At 43.3% G+C, this 21,141-nt stretch carries 19 protein-coding genes; 2 read left to right on the forward strand and 17 right to left on the reverse strand.

Features of this window, described 5'->3' with window-relative positions:
* Positions 1 to 147: 147 nt before the first annotated feature.
* Together HUX68_RS07965 and HUX68_RS19415 are read left to right on the forward strand one after the other, a co-directional pair.
* On the forward strand, positions 148 to 2,190 hold the full coding sequence (locus HUX68_RS07965; RefSeq protein WP_174614324.1) for a thioredoxin domain-containing protein: 2,043 nt from the start codon (positions 148 to 150) through the stop codon (positions 2,188 to 2,190).
* A 59-nt stretch (positions 2,191 to 2,249) separates the two neighbouring features.
* Entirely contained in the window at positions 2,250 to 2,384 is a 135-nt protein-coding gene (locus HUX68_RS19415; RefSeq protein ID WP_281355708.1) for a hypothetical protein, read from the forward strand.
* 66 nt (positions 2,385 to 2,450) lie between these two features.
* On the opposite strand, the gene HUX68_RS07970 is transcribed toward HUX68_RS19415, so the two are convergent.
* From HUX68_RS07970 to HUX68_RS08050, 17 genes are all read right to left on the reverse strand, one after another.
* The gene (locus HUX68_RS07970) at positions 2,451 to 2,690 is read right to left on the reverse strand and encodes a ferredoxin family protein (protein WP_174614325.1); all 240 of its coding nucleotides are present in this window, start codon (positions 2,688 to 2,690) and stop codon (positions 2,451 to 2,453) included.
* An 86-nt stretch (positions 2,691 to 2,776) separates the two neighbouring features.
* Positions 2,777 to 3,088 (reverse strand): CHY zinc finger protein, encoded by a 312-nt coding sequence (locus HUX68_RS07975; RefSeq protein WP_174614326.1) that lies wholly within the window; start codon positions 3,086 to 3,088, stop codon positions 2,777 to 2,779.
* Between the two features lie 222 nt (positions 3,089 to 3,310).
* Entirely contained in the window at positions 3,311 to 4,798 is a 1,488-nt protein-coding gene (locus HUX68_RS07980) for a Na+/H+ antiporter NhaC family protein (RefSeq protein WP_174614327.1), read from the reverse strand.
* Positions 4,799 to 5,025: 227 nt separating this feature from the next.
* Positions 5,026 to 7,182: a DNA topoisomerase III gene (locus tag HUX68_RS07985; protein ID WP_174614328.1), complete on the reverse strand. Its 2,157-nt coding sequence runs from the start codon at positions 7,180 to 7,182 to the stop codon at positions 5,026 to 5,028.
* 216 nt (positions 7,183 to 7,398) lie between these two features.
* Positions 7,399 to 7,782, reverse strand: a complete 384-nt coding sequence (locus HUX68_RS07990; RefSeq protein WP_174614329.1) for a 5-carboxymethyl-2-hydroxymuconate Delta-isomerase — start codon at positions 7,780 to 7,782, stop codon at positions 7,399 to 7,401.
* An 11-nt stretch (positions 7,783 to 7,793) separates the two neighbouring features.
* A complete protein-coding gene (locus tag HUX68_RS07995; protein WP_174614330.1) occupies positions 7,794 to 8,549 on the reverse strand; it encodes a fumarylacetoacetate hydrolase family protein in 756 nt (251 codons plus the stop codon).
* Complete coding sequence (locus HUX68_RS08000) at positions 8,549 to 9,214, reverse strand: fumarylacetoacetate hydrolase family protein (protein WP_174614331.1); 666 nt, start codon at positions 9,212 to 9,214, stop codon at positions 8,549 to 8,551. Before HUX68_RS08000 ends, HUX68_RS07995 begins: the two co-directional genes overlap by 1 nt.
* Before the next feature lie 44 nt (positions 9,215 to 9,258).
* Positions 9,259 to 10,659, reverse strand: a complete 1,401-nt coding sequence (locus tag HUX68_RS08005) for a dihydrolipoyl dehydrogenase family protein (RefSeq protein WP_174614332.1) — start codon at positions 10,657 to 10,659, stop codon at positions 9,259 to 9,261.
* A complete protein-coding gene (locus HUX68_RS08010) occupies positions 10,660 to 11,862 on the reverse strand; it encodes a dihydrolipoamide acetyltransferase family protein (RefSeq protein ID WP_174614333.1) in 1,203 nt (400 codons plus the stop codon).
* Between the two features lie 142 nt (positions 11,863 to 12,004).
* A complete protein-coding gene (locus tag HUX68_RS08015) occupies positions 12,005 to 13,144 on the reverse strand; it encodes a Leu/Phe/Val dehydrogenase (protein WP_246206629.1) in 1,140 nt (379 codons plus the stop codon).
* A 39-nt stretch (positions 13,145 to 13,183) separates the two neighbouring features.
* Positions 13,184 to 13,666 carry a flavin reductase family protein gene (locus HUX68_RS08020; RefSeq protein WP_174614334.1) on the reverse strand — a complete coding sequence of 161 codons (483 nt, stop codon included), beginning with the start codon at positions 13,664 to 13,666 and terminating at the stop codon, positions 13,184 to 13,186.
* 83 nt (positions 13,667 to 13,749) lie between these two features.
* Positions 13,750 to 14,733: a 3,4-dihydroxyphenylacetate 2,3-dioxygenase gene (gene hpaD / locus HUX68_RS08025; RefSeq protein ID WP_174616389.1), complete on the reverse strand. Its 984-nt coding sequence runs from the start codon at positions 14,731 to 14,733 to the stop codon at positions 13,750 to 13,752.
* Between the two features lie 128 nt (positions 14,734 to 14,861).
* Entirely contained in the window at positions 14,862 to 16,322 is a 1,461-nt protein-coding gene (gene hpaB / locus HUX68_RS08030; protein ID WP_174614335.1) for a 4-hydroxyphenylacetate 3-monooxygenase, oxygenase component, read from the reverse strand.
* Between the two features lie 17 nt (positions 16,323 to 16,339).
* Entirely contained in the window at positions 16,340 to 17,842 is a 1,503-nt protein-coding gene (gene hpaE, locus HUX68_RS08035) for a 5-carboxymethyl-2-hydroxymuconate semialdehyde dehydrogenase (protein ID WP_425509508.1), read from the reverse strand.
* Positions 17,843 to 17,857: 15 nt separating this feature from the next.
* Positions 17,858 to 18,760: a 2,4-dihydroxyhept-2-ene-1,7-dioic acid aldolase gene (gene hpaI, locus HUX68_RS08040; RefSeq protein WP_174614337.1), complete on the reverse strand. Its 903-nt coding sequence runs from the start codon at positions 18,758 to 18,760 to the stop codon at positions 17,858 to 17,860.
* A 238-nt stretch (positions 18,761 to 18,998) separates the two neighbouring features.
* Positions 18,999 to 19,673 (reverse strand): GntR family transcriptional regulator, encoded by a 675-nt coding sequence (locus HUX68_RS08045; protein ID WP_174614338.1) that lies wholly within the window; start codon positions 19,671 to 19,673, stop codon positions 18,999 to 19,001.
* Positions 19,674 to 19,895: 222 nt separating this feature from the next.
* Positions 19,896 to 20,792, reverse strand: a complete 897-nt coding sequence (locus tag HUX68_RS08050) for an AEC family transporter (RefSeq protein WP_174614339.1) — start codon at positions 20,790 to 20,792, stop codon at positions 19,896 to 19,898.
* Between the last annotated feature and the right edge of the window lie 349 nt (positions 20,793 to 21,141).

The raw sequence follows: 21,141 nt of genomic DNA on the forward strand, positions 1-21,141 counted from the left end.
TATGAATGTTACTTTATGTATCCCCAAAGATCAGCTGTGATATGTATCACATACTTGTTCCTGAATCACACCTATCCGTTTGTATTAATCTGGAATTATCAGTTAAACTAGGTTCAAAATCACTAAACGAAAGAAGCTGATACCACCATGCATAGTAATCCAAACAGGTTAATCAATGAAAAAAGTCCTTACCTGCTCCAACATGCTTATAACCCTGTCAATTGGTATCCATGGGGAGAGGAGGCATTCGCAAAAGCTGAAGCTGAGGACAAACCGATCTTTCTTTCCATCGGTTACTCAACATGCCATTGGTGTCATGTCCTCGCCCATGAATCATTTGAGGATAAGGAAGTTGCCAGCTTTCTGAATGAACATTATATCGCCATTAAAGTTGACCGGGAAGAACGGCCGGATGTTGACTCCGTTTATATGAAAGTCTGCCAGATGATGACCGGACAAGGCGGATGGCCGCTATCAATTTTCATGACTCCTGACAAAATACCGTTTTATGCCGGTACTTATTTTCCCCGTGAAAGCAAATATGGAATGCCAGGCATCATGGATGTTTTGACACAACTGTATCAAAAATTCAAACAGGATCCGGAGCAAATTGACAAGGTTACCAAAAGCGTAACAGATGCGCTGGAAAAAGCAGTCTCTGAAAGAAGTGAAAATCGGCTGACGAAAGAAATCACGGATGAAGCAGCCAGACAGCTTGGCAAACGGTTTGATTTTTCAAATGGCGGATTCGGGGCGGCACCAAAATTCCCCGCTCCGCAAAATTTGCTGTTTTTATTGCGGTACCATCATTTCACTGGAAAAACTGCAGCACTTAAAATGGTTGAAAACACCTTGCAAAATATGGCAGCAGGCGGGATTTATGATCATATCGGTTTTGGCTTTGCCCGGTATTCAACAGATGAAAAGTGGCTTGTTCCTCATTTTGAAAAAATGCTGTACGACAATGCATTGCTTTTAATCGCATATACCGAGTGCTACCAAGTTACGAAAAATCCTTTTTATAAAAAAGTTAGTAAGCAAATCATCGAGTTTGTCATGCGTGAGATGCGTAATTCGGAAGGTGCTTTCCACTCGGCAATTGATGCTGATTCAGAAGGTGTGGAAGGAAAGTATTACGTGTGGGAGTTCAATGAAGTCATGGATATTTTGGGTGAAGATGCGGGGAAGCTGTTTACTGCAGCTTATGACATTACGCCGGAAGGGAATTTTGAAGGAAAAAATGTTCCGAACCTGTCTGAAGTATCACTTCCAGCCATTGCAGATGAAAACAATCTGACGCTGGAGCAACTGAAAGAATCGCTGGACGACTCACGGAGTAAGCTCCTTCACGCCCGCGAACAGCGAGTTTATCCGCATGTCGATGATAAAGTATTAACATCATGGAATGCCATGATGATTGCTGCACTTGCAAAAGCAGGAAAGACCTTTCATACACCGGAATATGTTGAAACCGCAGCAGAATCGGTCCGATTTATTCAAGATAACCTGATTCAAGATGGCCGAATTAAAGCACGATACCGGGATGGCGAGGTGAAATTCAACGGTTATCTTGACGATTATGCATATCTGACATGGGCATACATTGAATTATATGAAGCTGATTTTTCGACTGAATATCTTCAAAAAGCCAAAGAAACTGTTGACGGAATGCTGAATCTTTTCTGGGACAATACGCATGGCGGATTCTTTTTCAATGGAGAAGACAGCGAACAACTTCTGACTAGGGAAAAAGAAATATATGATGGCGCATTGCCTTCCGGAAACAGTGTTGCTGCCAATTGTTTGGTGCGCCTTGGACATTTAACGGGCGAAACCAACTATTTTAATAACATGGAAGAAATGTCGTACGCTTTCCATAATGATGTTTCATCAGCTGTCGCCGCCAGCACTCATTTTATTCAAAGTGTGCTGTTTATGGAATACCCGTCGAAAGAAGTTGTCGTGATTGGGGACGAAAATGAATTTACGAACCAGTTACAGGTGGATTTCAACCCTGACATTAGCCTGCTGGTTACCGAAAATCCGGATACTTTATCTGATACAGCTGCTTTCGCGTCGGAATACCGTAAAATTGGCAACAGGACAAGCATCTATATTTGCGAAAACTTTACATGCCATCAACCTGTAACTGATATTGACAAAGCCTGGCAGCTAATCAGGGAAAATTAATCAGTCGGTCATTGATGTGCTATAATTATAACGTAGGCTATTGATTGGGGAGACTTTTGATGAGAATTAAAATGAATGTACAGACCGCCTATCATGGTGATTTGCTTCGCGCGGGCAAAATCTATGAAATTGATGAGGAAACTGCCAAACGCTGGGTTGCCAGCAAAATAGCAGTCCAGGCCGAAGATGAATAATGCCATACTGTACCCAAAAACCCTTGTACATCCTTAACCCGGATTTGTACAAGGGTTTTTATTTGGCTATCTATTTTTAAAGAACTCTTCAGCCTGTTCCAGATAAGTTTCCTGATCAGGACTCAGGTCGTATTCTTCAACGATTGCATCTACCGGACATACTGCTTTACAGGCACCACAGTCAATACAGACATCCGGATCTATGTAAAATTGTTCCGTCCCCTCTTCAATACAGTCTACCGGACAAACTGTTAAGCACTCTGCTGATTTCTCCTGGCGGCAGGGGTCCAATATTACAAAAGCCATCTATCGTACCCTCCTTTATTCACATCAATACAATTAAATGATACATCCTGCGTTCAATGCAAGTAAACAGCTCATACAAGCCATTTTTATTTTTGAAAATACAAATGATAATGGATGGAACAGCCGGGATTAAATGAAGCATAACAGTTTGGACAGCTGTATCCGCCGTTCAAATATTCATTTATGGTCAGTTCATTCTTACAGTTTCCACAAAGAATCGCCTTTTCGTCAAATTTAACTTTTGGCCATACTTTATTATGGCCACATCCGTATTCAGCATGGCATTGATAACATGGAAAATATTCCTTGCAACAATAAAATTTTATAGCAATGATGTCATTATTTTCATAATAATGACTGCATCTTGTCTCTTTGTCGATCGCGCCCGTCACTTTCATACGCCGCCCCCATTTCTATCTATCAGTATAGTATAAAGCGGAGAAAACGCAAAAATGGCTGCTTAAATTAGTGGAGTATTAGAAAAATTGGTTGTCACCATGCCTTTAGATGACAACCTTAGTTGCACTTATGTAGTAAGAAAGTAATTATACATTCTTAACTGCTAAAAAGAGCAGAGAACCTTAATAAAGTTCTCCGCCCTTCCATTCTATTTACGATTATTAATCTTTCGGACGCTCTTTCAATTCTTCATTATTTTTGCCTTGGTAGCGCAGCCCCCAACCGGTTAGTGCCGCAATCAGCATCACGATAAACAGGAACCAGCCGTGGAAAACGAATGGCCACACTGCTGTCGGTTCAACAACCGGCAGCCAATTATACGTTTCCTTCATCGTTTGAATTGTTGACCAGCCGAGCAAAACAGGTGCACCCCAAGGAAAAATATACCCTAGTGATGAGGTTACCGCATCAAGCATGTTAGCCAGACGATAACGGTGAATGCGGTATTTTGATCCGATTTCTTTTACAAATGGCGCTGCCGCAATTTCAGCAGCAGTATTGATCGTAATGGAGCTGTTTAATAGCGCAACAATTCCCCAGATGGCAAGCTCGGCTCTGCGGACAGAATTTTTAATCCATTTGATCAAACCTGTTGTAATGGCATCCATTGTCCCACCTAATTTTAATAAATGAGCCGCAGCTACAATTAACAAAATAAGAATGGCCATATTGAAGTATCCGGTAAGCCCCTCTATCAACGCACCTTGAATTACAGTGTCTGAATCAGGATTGAAACTTAATAAGTCACCCAATTCCTTACCGCTTATTCCAAATTGGTGCATAAGGAATATTAAAGGAATCGTTGAAAGAATACCCCATGTAAGAGAAGTAAGCAAATGGTGTCCTGACAGCGCCAGAATTAATACAATCAAAAACGGAATCAGCATAATGAGTCCACTTGGATTAACAGATTCCATCATAGACTCAATTGAGCCCTGATTAGTACCGGCATTCCCGCCGCCGCCAAAGATGGCAAATAAAATAACAGCCGGAATTGCCGCAACAACTGCGTATTTAAAACGACTGCGTACAACCCCCGGGACATCGGCATCCTGTGTTGTTGCCGAGACGATTGTCGTATCTGAAACCGGTGCCAGGTTATCACCAAACACAGCGCCAGCCAAAATAGCGGCAAACATAAATACCGGATCTCCTCCAACAGCGACACCTGCAGGATACATCAATGTACAGAATGCAACGGTTGTTCCATACCCTGTACCAACTGCAGTCGAAAAAGTGGCTGCCAATAAAAATGTCAATGCTACAAAAAGACCGCCTGTAACACCGGTAATGGCACCAATCCAGACAAGACCTTCCACGAGTCCGCCTACCTGCAGAACCTGGGCAAACATACCCGCATAAAACCAGGCAACCATTGCGATAACACCAACAGGCTGTGCCAGTCCATCGAATAAACCTTGTGCATAATCTTCCCATTTACTTTTACAGAGAAGCAACCCCAAAGTCAATCCAATTATGGCTCCCATCACCAACGCCACTTGGGAGGCAAGCTGGAGAACACTGATTGTTATTGCAAAAACAACAAAAAATAATAGCGGTACAGCTGCACCAAAAGCGCCAAATCTGAATTGCAGTGAGTCGATCGATTTCTCTCCTGTTGCTCTTTCCAATTCTTCATTGTTTGACATCGTATTTCCCCCAAATATTCAATTTCTATTAAAGCTTATCACAATTACTCATAGAATTGTAGTAAACTATACAATATTTAAACCTTTCTAACTAGTAATCGTTTACAAAAATCTCCAAAATCTGTCTTATCGAAACGATTTGATTCGAAAGTACCAGTTGAACTATATACAGTAAGAAAGCAATTAGGAATAAAGAAACCACCTTTCCCGGCGGTTTCTCCCCAATTTCAATCTTTTTTCAACTTGGCAAGCTGTTCAGCAAGTGCATTGTTTGTGAATCCATCATCCTGTTTCTTCAAGTATTTGTTGACATCTTTTTTGGAAACTTTTTGTTTTTTCTCCTGCTTCATACGTTTGTTAAAGGTGGAAAGTTTTTCACGATGCCCGCATTTGCAAGTGAACATTTTGCCTTCCCCTTCACCGCGCATTTCCATCCGTTTATGACAGTTCGGACATCTGGCATTGGTATGCTTAGCTATATTCTTTTTATGTCCGCACGAACGATCCTGACAAACAAGCATACGTCCATGTTTATTTTTAATCTCCAGCATTAATTTCCCACAGTCCGGGCATTTGGTTCCAGTCATATTATCGTGCTTGAATGTTTCATCACTGGCCTTAATCTGCTGGACAACCTGCCGGGCATAATCCTTCATTTCTTTGATAAATTGGTTTTTATTCAACTTACCTTCTGCGATCTGCCCAAGTTTTGTTTCCCATTCAGCAGTGAGTGCCGGTGATTTTAAATCTTGGGGAACAAGTTCAAGCAATTGTCTCCCTTTTGAGGTAATGAAAATATGTTTACCGCGCATTTCCATGTACTGGCTGTTGAACAGCTTCTCAATAATATCCGCACGTGTTGCAACGGTGCCAAGTCCGCCAGTCTGGTTAATGGTTTTAGCCAGTTGCTTATTATCCGATCCCAAATATCGGACTGGATTCTCCATTGCCTGCAGCAGGCCCCCCTCTGTAAATCGCTCGGGCGGCTTCGTTTCTCCATCTGTGATTGTAAGCTTCAAATGCTTGAATGTATCTCCCTTTTGAACATCCGGCAATCCCTGATCATTTTCGGAATCATTGTAGATTTCTTTCCAGCCCATTTTTTTGACAGTTGTGCCTTTCGTACTGAAACGCTCATTTTCAATTTGGGCTTCTATTGTTGTCTGCTCATATTCGTATGGCTCAGCCAGTACTGCCAAAAACCGCTTAACAACCAGGTCATAGATTTTCCGTTCTTTATCATTCAGCTCTGTTAGAATTACCGGCTGCTCAGTCGGAATAATCGCATGGTGGTCCGAAACCTTGCTGTTATCGACGACTGATTTTGGCAGTTTCCAGTCATGCTTGAGCACTTTCCCGGCGAAACGGCTGTACTGATCAACCCCGCACGCTTTCACACGCTCTTTCAGTGTTGGAACAATATCGGTTGAAATAACCCTTGAATCGGTTCGTGGATATGTGAGTACTTTATGCTGTTCATACAATTTTTGCATCAGTGACAATGTCTGCTTTCCGGAAAACCCGAAAATACGGTTCGCATCACGTTGCAATTCGGTCAGATCATAAAGTTGCGGGGCATGCTTTTTCTTTTGTGCTTTATTAACATTGACAACTTTGGCAGGCTGATTTTTTAACTGTTTCAGCAATGCATCGGCCTTTTCTTTTGAAAAAATCCGGCTGTTGTTTTTTGCATCCTGCCAGGTTAGTTTTAACCCTTTATCCATTTTTGCTTCTATTCCATAAAACTGCTTCGGCGTGAACTCTTTGATTTCCTTATCTCTCGAGGCGATCATAGCAAGGGTCGGCGTTTGAACACGTCCACTGGAAAGCTGGGCATTGAACTTGGTTGTCAGGGCACGTGTTGCATTCAACCCGACATACCAATCCGCCTCCGAACGTGCCACTGCTGCATGATACAGGTTTTCATACTGTTTCCCCGGCTTCAGATGTTTAAACCCATCCCGAATTGCTTTATCCGTTACCGATGAAATCCACAGCCGTTTTACCGGTTTTTTGGTTCGGGACTTTTCAATGATCCAACGTGCCACCAGCTCTCCTTCCCGTCCGGCGTCGGTTGCAATCACAATGTCCTGAACATCATTTCGGTTCAGTTGGGTTTTCACACTGCTGAACTGCTTGCCGGTTTTTTTAATGACAACCAACTTGAGACTTTTCGGCAGCATCGGCAAATCTTCCATCCGCCATGTCTTCAGTTTGTCATCATATACTTCCGGGTCAGCCAGTGTCACCAAATGGCCGAGTGCCCAGGTAACAATATATTTCGATCCTTCCAAAAAGCCGTTCCCTTTTTTATTGCAGTTCAGTACCCGTGCAATATCCCGGCCAACGGAAGGTTTTTCAGCTAATACTACAGTTTTGCTCATTTAAAAAATCCTTTCTCGTTTCGCTCTCCTGTCAGTTTAGCATAGTTTGAGCAGCTATGGCAGTAACTGCCACTTATGAATTTATGGCGGGGGCACCTTCTATTGGCAAAAATTTATGTTGTTTGGGCTTTCAAGTTTTTGTTCAGCATGTGGATTTTATACTTTCTTAACTGCCAAAAAATGCCCGGAACCTCAACAAGCGTTCCAGGCCCTAAACTATCTGAACCGTTCATGTATATTATTCTTTTTGTACGTTCCCAACTTACCAAACTCAACGAGTTCCATCGACAGCGCGATGTACCATGTTTCGAAAAGCTCCACAAAATGTTCTTCCATCATCTGAAATAGATTGTCGCAGGTTTTCTTTTTCACTTCATCCGACCGTCCAGGGGCAATTTTCAATGTTGCATGGACGAATGCATCATCTGCTGATCCATCGGCAATGTAGTAATCAGTCAGCATGATGGCACGGGCGCGAATCCCGCCGGTTGGAAAAACCCCGTCCTGGGCAATCAGTGTTTCGTTTATTTTTTTCAGCAGGGCGGGTATTTCCGAATCGTTGGCAATATTGTCTGTATACTCGACGATAATGTGCGGCACTAAAACCCTCCTTATCTGTTGAATTCCTTATCACCGATTATTGTATTTTTAAGCGAGCCGATACCTTCAATTTCCGTAATGACCTCGTCCCCTTCATAAACATGTACTGTTCCTTTTGGTGTACCGGTTAAAATAACATCATTCTCATGAAGCGTCATAAAACCGCTTAAATACTCAATCAGGTATGGAATGTCAAAAACCATGTCACGTGTTGATCCTTCCTGCGTCTTTTCGCCGTTCACATACGTCCGGAGAGTAAGTTGCATCGGATCTGCCACATCCAGCTTATCCACGAACCATGGCCCAATTGGTGTCAGGTTATCGCGGTTTTTGGCAGCGAGATTAGGCCGGTAATAATTTTCCAAGTAGTCCCGGATGACATAATCATTGGCAACGGTATATCCTGCCACATAATCATATGCTTCAACACGGTTCACTTTGCGGCCAGTTTTCCCGATTACAACCGCAAGTTCACATTCATAATGCATGTGGACAGCATTCTTTGGTCGACGTGATTGTCCATTATGTCCGACAAGTGCATTTGGTCCCTTTAAAAAAACAAGTGGTTCATCAGGTGCATTAAAACTGATCTCACTGGCATGGTCGGCATAGTTCAGACCCAATGCAAAGGTCGTTTCAGCCTCTACCGGAGGCAGCCAAGTAACATCAGTCTGCTCCACAACTCTGCCATCATCAAGATGCAGCTTTCCATCAACTTCAACCGCATCATGGATTCCACCAAAACAGGCCACACGTGCATGCCGCATTATGAATCACCATCTTTCACGGAAACGATTTTATTTTCCAGGGAACCGACAGTACTGATGTCAATTCGGACAATATCTCCCGCCTTAACAAGTGGTGCATTTTCCGGAACCCCGGCAAGCAAAATATCCCCTTTGGAAAACGTCATGAACGTGCTGATATCTGAAATGAGCTGTTCCACCGGACGTACAAGATTAGTAGTATTATTTTCCTGAACCACTTCATTATTAACAAATACCCTAATTGGAAGCATCGCCGCATCATGAATGGACTCTTTTGCAACAACAGGACCAATTGGACATGACCCATCTCTGACTTTATTTTTTATATTTGGTCGAAAATAACTGTCATGCGGAATACTGATGTCATTAACAACGGTAAATCCTATTACATTATCCATCGCCTTTTCCGCCGGAACATTTACCGTCTTCCTGCCAAAAACAATGCCAAGTGCTGCACCAGCCTGAAGCACCGACTTACCTTCCGGCATCTCCACTTCCCCCTGATGATGATTATAGGTATTTTTCGGTTTAATATAGAGTATTGGGCGTTTCGGCGGTTGTTTGTACGGTTTTTCCTGTAATGCATCAGCCATAGCTTCCAATTCTCCCTGAAAATTAAACAAAACACCATAAACCGTCCCTGTTTCGGGTAATATACTGTTCAACCTATCCCTCCTTATGCTTCAATAGTATCGACTGTAAAAAATGTTCAGCGTTTCTTTGGTGTATGAATGGCCAGTCCTGACAAACCTTCGACTGCCTCCAGCAATCCTTCATTATTACTTGGATGCGGATACGACGGAAACCTCAAATCTTCTTCACGTGCCGCCATTTCCAATGCAGTTACAGCTGTACCTATCAATTCAATAGCACCGGAGCCAATCATATGAACACCGAGCAATATATCTGTCTCATTCTCTTTCACGATCTTTATAAGACCCCCTCTTGCATTCGCTATTGCCCCATAACTGTTTCCGTTCATCGATGAACTGCTTACCTTCGTTTCGTATCCGGCTTCGACAGCTTGTTTCTCAGTAAGACCAACCGCAGCGATTGGCGGTATCGTATGTACAACAGATGGCATAAGCGTTAAATCAATTTCACTTTTCAATCCGGCAATGGTTTCCACAGCGACCTTCCCCTGTTTAATGGCTTTCACGGCTGTAAACCCGGCACCTGTCACATCACCAGCAGCAAACACATGAGGAAGGGAAGTTTGTGCCTTATTATCCGTTTGAATGAACCCTTCTGCCGTTATGTCCATACCAGTTCGTTCGACCCCCAAATTTTCCAGGTTAGGCTTTTGTCCTGTACAAACAAGTAAATACGAAGCTTCTTCATCCACTTTTTCAACATCTTTGGAAAAGTTTATGGAAACTTTCTCCTTGTCTGGATGGACACTTTGCAGTTTATAACCATGCTTCACTTTAATTTTAGCCTTCTTCAGCATTCGCGCCAGTTCCCGATTAATGGAATCATCAAATGGAAAATCAGCGTCATGGAAAAGTTTTACCTTTGTGCCCAGTTGTGCAAAGCTGAATGCTGCTTCCAGTGCCCGGTAGTCATTTCCGTAAATAACTAATGAACCCGGTATTTCTTCCAACTGGTATGCTGATTCCGGCAGCAGCACACGTTCATGCTCCGGCCCTGACCAATCAGAATGGCTCCCCGTAGCAATGATCGCATTGGTAAATTCATACAGATCAAATTGATGGCCATTTTCCACACCGATTTTATGATCATTGATAAAGTTTGCATTGCCGGTTAATACTTCGATTTCATTCGATTTCATCAGCGCTTCCACACCGTTATTCAGTCGGTCAACAACCATTGTTTTATATTGCTGCAATCTGGCAAAATTTACTTTCATTTCACCTGTTTCAATTCCCATTTCGTCCATAACTGGTACCGAAGCCAGTTTTGCAGCGGCATGTGTGAAAACTTTGGAGGGAATACACCCCTGGTTCAAACATACCCCGCCAACTTTATCTTTTTCAATTAACGTGACCGATTTCCCCAGCTGGGCGGCGCGAATAGCAGCCTGGTAACCACCCGGGCCGCCTCCGACAATGACGAGGTCACGTTGTTCCGCGAATTCGCCGACAACCATTTATACCAGCTCCAATAACATTTTATTCGGTTTTTCAAGTAATTCAATAAAACGGTTAGTAAATTCAACCGAAGCAACGCCATCTGCCACCCGGTGATCAAAGGAAAGAGACATGTTCATCATTTGTCGAACCGCGATCTCATCATTTTCCAACACAACCGGTGTCTTTTTTGTTTTATGAAGTGCCATAATTGCAGTTTGCTGTTGATTAATGATTGGTGTAGCCCCTGTACCCCCAATTGGTCCAACATTGCTGATTGTGAAAGTGCCATCCTTCATATCACCTGCATTCAGTTTCCCATCCAAAGCTTGTTGCGTCAGTTCCTTCATTTCCATGTTAATCTGACGAATATTTTTTTGATCAACATCCCTTAATACCGGCACTAGCAACCCCTTATCTGTGTTTGTTGCCAGTCCGATATGACAGCTTTTCGAAAGCCTGATAACATTGTTTTCCTCATCCAGATGCGCATTGAAAATCCGATGTTCTTTTAAAGCAATCGTTACCGCCTTCAGAAAAAATGCAACAACGGAAACCGATTCACCTTCCTGCTTTAATTGCCGGCGGAATTCAAGTAAATCCGTTAAATCCACTTCATCAAAATGCGTGACATGCGGAATAGTTGTGATTGATTTGGTAAGATTATCACCAATCTGTTTCCGTATACCTGTGTACGGAATTGTATCTGTTTCCGGTTCCTTTACCGTCCTTGAAACGGATTCAGTCCCACCCTCAATGGCGTTATGAACATCTTCCTCAGTTACTCTTCCCCCTGGGCCGGTTCCCTTGATTTCTTCAATATCGATATCGTGATCACGGGCAACTTTTCGTGTGTACGGTGCCGCTAAAATCCGATTATAGCTGCTGGACACAAGTTTATCCTTGTTCTGATCAGGTTTAGTTCTTTTCTGTTGCGCAGCTTTCTTTTTTTTCGGAGCAGAAGGAGTTTCATCTGACACCTTACCAGTCCCATCATCAATTTCGATCAACGCCGTCCCGACCGTCACTACTTCTCCTTTCTTAAAATGAATGGCTGTAATTTTTCCTGCGGCTGGTGAAGGGATTTCCGCGACCATTTTATCGGTCTGCAATTCAACGAGCGGTTGATCAACCGCAACTTCATCACCGATTTTCACAAAATAGGTTGTGATTTCACCCTCATTCATTCCTTCACCAATATCATGAAACTTAACATCAGCCACAGTAACACCTCCCTGAATTTTACCGTTCTTGACCCCCATGATAAACACAGCACGATTTTCCCAAAAAACACCATATGCCTGTATCGGTTTCTTGATTTAATAAATAATTTGCTGCCGTCCAGATAGGCGTTTCGTTTTTTTGCTAATGACGTATGTTCCATTTCGGACTTATCCCACGTGTAAAAAAATTACTGCGGTGACGCTGCACTTTCAGTCGTTTTTTACATTTACGGTCAGCAGCCTCCACAGTTGTCATATATGCATTATCTGCTGTCTCATATACCTCGAGTAAAGAATGATAAATTGCTTTCGTCTTAACTAGAACCCGTGCTTTGTTCGGGCCATACAGTTCATCGGCCACTTGAATAAGTCCGCCTGAATTCACGATATAGTCAGGTGCATATAAAATTCCTTTATTCCTTAATTTTTCAGCGTGTTCAGCCCTGTGCAATTGATTATTCGCTGATCCGACAACAGCATTTACCTGAAGCTGATCAACCGCGCTGTCATTTAGAATTCCACCAAGGGCACACGGTACGAAAACATCGGCATCCACACTATAAATTGCATCGTGTCCGACTATTTTTAGCATTCCCTTCAGTTCAGCAGCCCTTCTTTCCATTTTCAGCAGTAAGTTACTGTTTATATCCGTAACATAAATATCCGCGCCTGCCTGGAGCAGCTGTTCGGCAACTTTAAAACCAACTTTACCGAGGCCCTGAATTGCATACGTTTTACCAGCCAGTTCGCTGGTTCCATCAAGAAAAAAATTCGTCGCTTTCAGTCCGTACATAACGCCCTGGGCAGTTGGGATGGATGAGTCCCCGCTGCCTCCAAAAGCCTCCGGGACACCATTGATAAAATTGGTTTCTTTCATCGCATGTACGAAATCATCCATCGTTGTTCCCATGTCTGTACCAGTGTAAAAACGCCCGTTCAGTGACTCCACATACTGACCAAATGCCCGGAACATTGCAGGTGATTTATCCTTAGCCGGATCACCGATGATAACGGCTTTACCACCGCCAAAATCAAGGTCGGCAGCTGCACATTTATACGTCATCCCTTCAGATAGCCTCAGTACATCATCCAAAGCATCTTCCACTGAACCGTATGGCAGCATTCGTGTTCCGCCTAAGGCAGGACCTAATGTGGTGTTATGTATCGCAATGATTGCCTGCAGTCCCGTTGCCGGGTCATTGCAAAAAATCACCTGTTCATGCCCGGCTATTTTTTGAAACAAATCATGTTCAATTGTCATTGTTTTTTCAAGCTGCTTCACTTTTATCCGTACCTCCCCCTGGAATAAAACAGCTCACAGCTATACTCCCTTTACTCCCACTGGGCCGTTTATCTGCTTATATTTTCCGGAAAAAAACGTTAATGGTTCACCATCGGTAATACAGATATCGGTTACTTCGCCAATGTACAATGTATGATCACCGGCCATAACCGAATCATGCACATTACAGGTGAGGTGGACCAGCGCTCCCGGTATCGCCGGCATACTATTGAACTGATCAAAGGAAACCGACCGATGCTCTTTCATCTGTCCGGCAAAGTATGCAGACATATCCTGCTGATCTTCATTCAGTATACTGACAGCGAATTTTCCGGCCTTTCGAACATAATTGTTCATACGTGCCTTTTCATCGATTGATATGAGAACCAGTTTTGGATCAACAGATACCGACATAAAAGCATTTGCCGTCATTCCGTATGGCTCATCATTCACTTCCGTGGTAATCACGGTAACCCCTGTCGCAAACTTTCCCATTGCAGTTCTGAATGTACGATCATCCATCTGCTGTTAAACACCCTCTCTTATGAATCTCTGAAATTTAAAATCTTGCTGGCTGCTTAAGCAGCCAGATCCATTTTCATTTTTTAGATCACAAATGTCGGCTTGTGCTGCTTCAATTTAGCGGATCTTTGTTCGACTTTTTCACCAGTCAATACGTCCAATACCGGAGAAGCTTCATTGAACCAGCAGTCCGGTGCTTCATGTCCCCAAAACGTCTGTCGCATTGGGTCATTGATATCCCATCGAATCGGCTTGAAATCAGGGTCACTCGTTAAGTAGTCCCCATTGTACAATTCAATCCGGTGGCCATCCGGGTCTCGTAAATACAGGAAAAATGCATTTGATAACCCATGCCGCCCCGGGCCGCGTTCGATTTTATCACCATACCCGCTTGCAGCAAGCACGTCACACGCATGAATAATCGCTAGCGGATCAGGGAGCCAGAACCCAATATGATGGAGTCTCGGACCCTTTCCATTCATAAGCGCCAGATCATGAACGGTTTGCTTGCGGTGCAGCCACGCCGCCCAGATATTGCCGCTTTCTGTTTCGGTATATTCAGAGCAGGCAAATCCTAGTTCATTTTGATAAAAGTCAAATCCTTTCTCCACATCCGAAACCATGTAATTAACGTGATCGATCCGCTGCATCCGGGCTCCTTTGTACATATCATATCGCTGCAGCATCCGTTCTGCAGGATCGATTTCGGCAAAAAACTCAAGCGGCATTCCATTGACATCCTGCACTCGAAGCGCATCGCCAATCGCATGCTGCTCACCTTTATTCAGCCATTTTGTTGTGAACCCCTTTTGCACAAACATTTCTGACAGCGCTTTCAAATCATCGTTTGAGTTAACTTTGTATCCCAGCGCTTCCACACACGGCTCATCAGCTTTTTTCAGGACAAGGCTGTGATGTGTATGCTCCTCAAGTCCACGTAAATATATATGATTATCATCTGCTTCTGTTTCAATGAAGCCAAGAACGTCCACGTAAAAATGCCGTGATGCGTCAAGATCGGTCACATGCAGAATGGCCCGTGCACACCGGATAATATTTGCATTCATCATACTCCCCCCCCTTTGTTTTTTCGTTAATTATTTGAACTAAACTGCGACGGATAGCAAAAAATAGTAGTACCACCGCTGCGGAAATACACTTCGCTTTCCCTTCCAGCATAAGTGCGACATCTGCTTTACACATTCACACCGCGGCTCTTCGTCAAGAAATCCTGGACATATTTTTTATAGGAATCTTTTTCGTACCCGTCAAAATACGCCATTCCCATTTTGATCGGGTCCCCAAAGAAATAGTATTCATAATGAGTCTGCCGGGAGCCGAATGCACTCAGCGTCATATCCCATGCGAGCCGGAATAAATGCACTCTCTCTTCTCCCTCCAGGTTTTTGCCCTGTAATCCACGATGGATAATCGGCCCAATCTCTTCGTGACGAAAATCTGCTTTAGTTGGAATCCCCATCAATCCCGATGCACCAAGAATCCTGACAATTTCTGTCATCCTTGGATAAATCCTCGGATACCAGTTACGGGCAGCATTCAAGGCATCAAAATCCGGTGTCATCGTTCCTGATTTATCAAGTTTTGCGTTGTGTTCCGCCCGGTACAGATGCGATTTAATCGTCTCAAGATGCAGCATGATTTCGGTCCCTTTATCTTTTACATGCTGGAACTGGTCAATGCCAATCGCATCCATCACATTCAACACAACACCAAGCAAAAACTCGGTCTTGATCACATTTTTGGCAACAACCTGATGGGACATATGAACAACAGCATTTGTTTCACGGAATGTACGGTTACAGACAGATGAATTGCCGCAGACAAACACGCGCTCCCACGGTACAAACACATTTTCAAATGAAACGATTGCATCTCCTTCTTCAAATCTGGAGCCTAATGGATGATCCCAGTCATTTTTTCCGTAGTCAAACGCTTCACGGCTGATAAATTTCAAGCCAGGTGTATTGTTTGGTACGGCAAATGCTAATGAATATGGATCATCATGTTCTCCTGCTTTTTTTACGGTTGACGGGAACACAAGAATTTCATCGGTAATGCCTCCCTGGGTCGCCAAAAGACGAATTCCATCAACGATAATCCCGTCATCACGCTTTTCAACCAGATGCAGCGCGACATTGGCATCCTTTTGTTCGTGTTGCATTTTGGCCCGGTTTACCTGAGGATGGATCAGCGTATGTGTCAGACTGATATCATTTTCCCGGGTGTACTCATAAAAATTTCGGGCATTTTCCGCAAAATATGGATCCGCTTCAGCAAACAATTCATTATTCATTCCCATTGCCATCACTTCAGCATTTAAATAATCCGGCGAACGTCCCATCATGCCTCCGCTCGTCATCGCCCATTCCTGCATTGCCTCTCGTCTTTTAATCAGATCTTCCACGGATTTAGGCTGCAGGAAAGTCATTCCTACCCGGTCACCACTTGTTGGTGATGTATACAGCATTTTGTCCGGTTTTTCGTATTGCAGGTCATACAAGTTTGCCATTGATTGGATCACATTTTTGAATGCCGGATGTGTGGTGACATCATCCACACGCTCTCCATGAATGAACACGTTATTGTTTGCTTTCTTTAACCCCTGAATATATTCCTCGCCCGTTTTTGCCGGCATAATTTCTCCTCCTCGTATTATTTTCCGAATTCCGGTATCCGGTGGTCACCTATTGATACATGGATTGCTTTTGGCTCTGTATAAAATTCCATGATGGCAAAGTGTCCGCCTTCACGCCCTATGCCGCTTCCCTTCATCCCGCCGAACGGTATTCTTAAGTCACGGACATTTTGTGCATTGACCCAAAGCATGCCGGAGTCTACCGCTTGCGCAACCCGATGCCCCCGTTTTATATCATTTGTCCAGACATAACCCGCCAAACCGTATTCAGTGCCGTTTGCCATCTCAATTACCTCTTCTTCTGTTTCAAATTCGATGACCGACATAATTGGTCCGAAAATTTCCTCCTGACTGACACGCATGTCATTGGTGGCGTTCAGAAACAATGTTGGCGGCACAAAGTTCCCTGCTTTCACTTCCGGTGGCACCGTTCCCTGAACAACTTCACAGCCTTCTTTCTTTGCCAGATCAATGTAACCTGACACTTTGTTATAATGACCTTTATCAATCAACGGTCCGAGTTGTGTTGCCGGGTCCATTGGATCCCCCAATTTTACTTTCTCCACCCGCTGCCGTAATGCTTCAATAAATTTATCTTTGATATTTGTATGGAGAAACACACGTGAATTCGCTGTGCAACGCTCGCCATTGAAGGAAAATATCCCCCATACCGCCGCATCCAATGCACGTTCAAAGTCAGCATCATCAAACACAATAAGCGGTGACTTTCCCCCAAGTTCCATCGATGTTTTCTTCAATGAATCAGCAGCATTTTTGATAATCGTTTTACCTGTCACTGTTTCACCTGTAAATGAAATCGCTTTCACTTTTTCGCTTTTAACAAGGGCATCACCAGCCGTTTCCCCGTATCCGTGAATCACGTTAAACACCCCATCAGGTAATCCTGCTCGATCGATGATATCTGCCAGACGGTTTGCGCTGAGCGGGGATAGCTCTGCAGCCTTCAAAATAACCGTGTTGCCTGCTGCCAGCGCTGGTGCAACTTTCCACGTTGTCAACATAAATGGTGCATTCCATGGAGTGATTAAACCAACAGCACCGAGCGGTTGATAAACAGTATAATTGATGAATTCATCGTCCACCTGGTACGCGTCTCCATGCATACGCGACTGAACCATCCGCGAATAAAACCGGAAATTTTCTGCTGCACGTGCGGTCATCTTGCGTGTCTGACTGATAGGAAGTCCCGTATCAAGCGACTCCAGAACAGCAATCTCTTCTGCTTCATCCGCAATCAAGTCAGCAACTTTTTCGATGTATGCCATCCGTTCCTTCTGCTTCATACCAGGACCGGGGCCGGGGGGGCCCCACGGACCATGGTAAAATGCGTGATCAGCTGCCTGAACCGCTTTTTCGATATCCGCCTTGTCACCTTTTGCTACCTTGTTTGTAATTTCATTTGTAAACGGATTATAATTATCAAAGTGTTCTGAACCTATTGCTTCTGTAAAAGCACCATTGATGTATAACTGCACATCATCCACTTTTCTATGTTCCAAACAACTCACCTTCTTTTATAGTAGATTATAGGTTTTTAAGGTTGAGCGAACTTCCTCCTGTACTTCCTCAGACGGCACATCAAGCGGCTTTCGAAGCACAGGTTTTATTTTACCCATCATACCGAGTGCCGTTTTGGCCGGAGCCGGATTCGTGTCGCGGAACAGCACATCATTGAGCGGCATTAAGTGGTAGTGCAATTCTTGCGCACCTTTCACATCCCCCGCCTCCCATTTATTGTAAAGATCGGCTACCTCAGTTGGTGCTACATTCGCGGTCGCACTTATATGACCGGCACCGCCGATTGCCAGCATCGGATAGCAAAGCACTTCAATCCCTGAATACAAATTGAAATCGCGTCCGGCTTTCAAGAGGACTTTATTAACATGTTCAAAGTCCTTGTTCGCTTCCTTTACCCCGATAATATTCGAACAATCTTTTGCCAACGCAGCAATTGTATCCGCTTTCAAATTTACCGCTGTTCGACCGGGAATGTTGTATAAAATAATCGGAATGTCTACCGAATCTGCAACCGCTTTAAAATGTTTATACAATGCATGCTGATTGGGCTTGTTGTAGTATGGAACAATCACCAATGCCCCGTCTGCTCCCATTTCCTGAGCTGCTTTCGTCATACTTAACGTTTCCTGGTGATTTGTGGAACCTGTTCCGGGGATAAATGGAACACGATCACTTACTGTTTTACACGCTGTTTCCATCACGGTTATCCGTTCCTCAACCGACATGGAGCTCGGTTCACCGGATGTCCCGGTAACGGAAATTCCATGACTGCCGCTTTCAATATGCCAGTTAATTAGCTCTTTGAATTTGTCAAAATCAATGCGCTCATCTTCATGAAACGGTGTAATAACAGGTGATATTGAGCCTCTAAAACGCCGTTTTACTTCCTCGTACGCCATCCGTTTTTCCCTCCGTTTCGTTTCATTAAAGCAGACCTTTACAGTCGGATTTCTATAAATTTTCTGAACAATTAAATCGTATATGATTTAGTATATAATGTCAACGTGTATTATTCATATAATTCGTTACACCGTGCAGGACAGGAAACCGGCAACTACCGGTTTCAACCAAGAACTTTCCATCTCCTATCAACAACTCTCCATAAAATTAACCCTGCAAGATAACTTTTTCGTGAAGTTATCCGACAGGGTTATCTGTCTCCATCTGATTTAATCGACGTCGTTCAAAATCCTCCGCCGTTCTAATTTTGTGCATGCGTGAATGTTGTTCGATTTCGGAAAAAGATCCGCCATATTCAAAATACCGTATGATTTCTGTATGCTCCTTAATGGATTCTTTCACTCGAAGCGAGTATAACATTGACCCCAATCCCCGGATCGAATCAAGCCTGTTCCATGTATCCCTGACTGATTCCAGCAGATACTGATTGTTACATTCTTCACATATCACCCGATGAAATTCAGCATTCAATTTTCCGAAATGCAGAATATCAATATTATCCAGAGCCTCCTTCATCTGTTGGTTTAAATCCTTCAGCACTGGCAGTTTTTCCCGCGGGAATCTTTTCGCACTTAATGCGGTCGCATACCCTTCCAGCAACGCGAGCACCCGTAATGTATCCGAGTAATCATTTTCATTCACCTCGGAAACAACCGGACCCACATTTTGCCTGTATACCACAAGCCGCTCCGATTCAAGCTGACGGATTGCTTCCCGGACTGGAATCGTGCTTGTGTCCATTTCTTTGGCAATCTGATCGATGACGATCCGTTGCCCCGGGACATAAATCCGTTCAATAATTCTTTTTTTCAAACCTTTATACACTTTTTGCTGCTTCGTTTCTTTTTTCATAATATGCTAAGAATATATAAAATAATATACGATGTCAATTTAACTCCAAAACTAAAATCGCTGACAAGGGATCTCCTGTCAGCGATATTATTGCTTATAAAATGGAAATGATCCAGCCTATTACTACAATGGCACCAATGATCATTAAAATTGTGCGTATCATTCTTTCACCCTTCCATTGTACTTTCCATTAAGGTTCCCCCTCGCATGGAAAAACAAACATCAGGCAATCAGATTCAAGAGTACCGTTACCGATACAATGCTAACCAACGTTGTAACAAGCGTAATGCTGGAAACAAGATCAGGCTCTGTATCAAATTCAATCGCAAACATAGTCGTTGTTGCGGCACTTGGCATAGCGGCGACAATCACAAGGATGGAAGCAATCAATGGATCCGGCTCGGCAACCCAAATAAACAAAAATGCCAGCAGCGGTGAAACGAGCATGCGTACAATAACCGATGAAGTAATAACCTGCCAATTAAACTTCAGTGATGTGATTGAAGCAAGCTGCATCCCCAACATAACCATCATGAGTGGTATAGCAGCATCCCCAAGCATTGAAATGGTTGAAAAAACCGGTTCCGGTATTTCCCATGAGATTGCCTGAAATACAAATGCTAAAATGGCTGCATAGGTGGCAGGCATTTTGAACACTGTTTTGAACGCACGCTCAACTCCACTCGTACCGCGTGAGGCGTAATAAACACCGATGACATTCATGACAAGCGATTGAAATACCATAAAGAACACCGCATAAGGCAATGCCTTTTCCCCCAAACTGAAAAGCATTACCGGTACACCATAATTCCCTCCGTTCATGAATGCAGTTGTCAAGATTGCTCCACTTTCCACAGATTCCTCCCATTTGAAGAAGTGTGCAAGCAATTTATTAATTACAACCATCATTACGAGTAAAAATAATGCAAACGCAATGATGACAGTATATCCCTGACTGAAGTTTGATTCATAAAATGATGTAAAAACAAGTGCAGGTAAAAAAATATAAATGGATGTTGTCGCAAGGGACTTCACATCCAAAATTCGAATTCGCTGCAGCAAATAACCTGAACCAAATACTGCCATAATCGGCAGCACAACCTGAAAAAACAATTCCATAATTCTCTCTCCATTATTCTGGTTGTCACCAAGTTTCTGGGTGAAAGCTTCGATGCATTTTAGCAGATACAAAAATATAGTTCCGGTAATGGGACGCTAAACGTTAAATATTATCTTATATTAGTCTATCATACAGCCTGCCAGCGCTCGAGTAAGTTGTTCTGTTAATAATTATTACGCTGGCAATAAGCATTTTGTTCAGTTGGAAAACTATTTGTCATGAGCCAGTTTTCCCCGATCGTCTTGAGTATTTTCCCGATCGAGTTGGAGCTGACCACATTCCCAATACTTGACATTCTTCGCTGTTTATGAGACTATTATATTTGGTACATTTTAAAAGTAGCAAGTA

The sequence above is a fragment of the Virgibacillus ihumii genome, assembly GCF_902726655.1.
In the GTDB taxonomy this organism is placed as follows: domain Bacteria; phylum Bacillota; class Bacilli; order Bacillales; family Amphibacillaceae; genus Lentibacillus; species Lentibacillus ihumii.

Excerpts from the sequence above, each read along its gene's own strand:
- HUX68_RS07965 (WP_174614324.1), top strand. The coding sequence starts at position 148 with ATGCATAGTAATCCAAACAGGTTAATCAATGAAAAAAGTCCTTACCTG.
- HUX68_RS19415 (WP_281355708.1), top strand. The coding sequence starts at position 2,250 with ATGAGAATTAAAATGAATGTACAGACCGCCTATCATGGTGATTTGCTT.
- HUX68_RS07970 (WP_174614325.1), bottom strand. The coding sequence starts at position 2,690 with ATGGCTTTTGTAATATTGGACCCCTGCCGCCAGGAGAAATCAGCAGAG.
- HUX68_RS07975 (WP_174614326.1), bottom strand. The coding sequence starts at position 3,088 with ATGAAAGTGACGGGCGCGATCGACAAAGAGACAAGATGCAGTCATTAT.
- HUX68_RS07980 (WP_174614327.1), bottom strand. The coding sequence starts at position 4,798 with ATGTCAAACAATGAAGAATTGGAAAGAGCAACAGGAGAGAAATCGATC.
- HUX68_RS07985 (WP_174614328.1), bottom strand. The coding sequence starts at position 7,182 with ATGAGCAAAACTGTAGTATTAGCTGAAAAACCTTCCGTTGGCCGGGAT.
- HUX68_RS07995 (WP_174614330.1), bottom strand. The coding sequence starts at position 8,549 with ATGCGGCATGCACGTGTGGCCTGTTTTGGTGGAATCCATGATGCGGTT.
- HUX68_RS08005 (WP_174614332.1), bottom strand. The coding sequence starts at position 10,659 with ATGGTTGTCGGCGAATTCGCGGAACAACGTGACCTCGTCATTGTCGGA.
- HUX68_RS08020 (WP_174614334.1), bottom strand. The coding sequence starts at position 13,666 with ATGGATGATCGTACATTCAGAACTGCAATGGGAAAGTTTGCGACAGGG.
- hpaD (WP_174616389.1), bottom strand. The coding sequence starts at position 14,733 with ATGAATGCAAATATTATCCGGTGTGCACGGGCCATTCTGCATGTGACC.
- hpaB (WP_174614335.1), bottom strand. The coding sequence starts at position 16,322 with ATGCCGGCAAAAACGGGCGAGGAATATATTCAGGGGTTAAAGAAAGCA.
- hpaI (WP_174614337.1), bottom strand. The coding sequence starts at position 18,760 with ATGGCGTACGAGGAAGTAAAACGGCGTTTTAGAGGCTCAATATCACCT.
- HUX68_RS08045 (WP_174614338.1), bottom strand. The coding sequence starts at position 19,673 with ATGAAAAAAGAAACGAAGCAGCAAAAAGTGTATAAAGGTTTGAAAAAA.
- HUX68_RS08050 (WP_174614339.1), bottom strand. The coding sequence starts at position 20,792 with ATGGAATTGTTTTTTCAGGTTGTGCTGCCGATTATGGCAGTATTTGGT.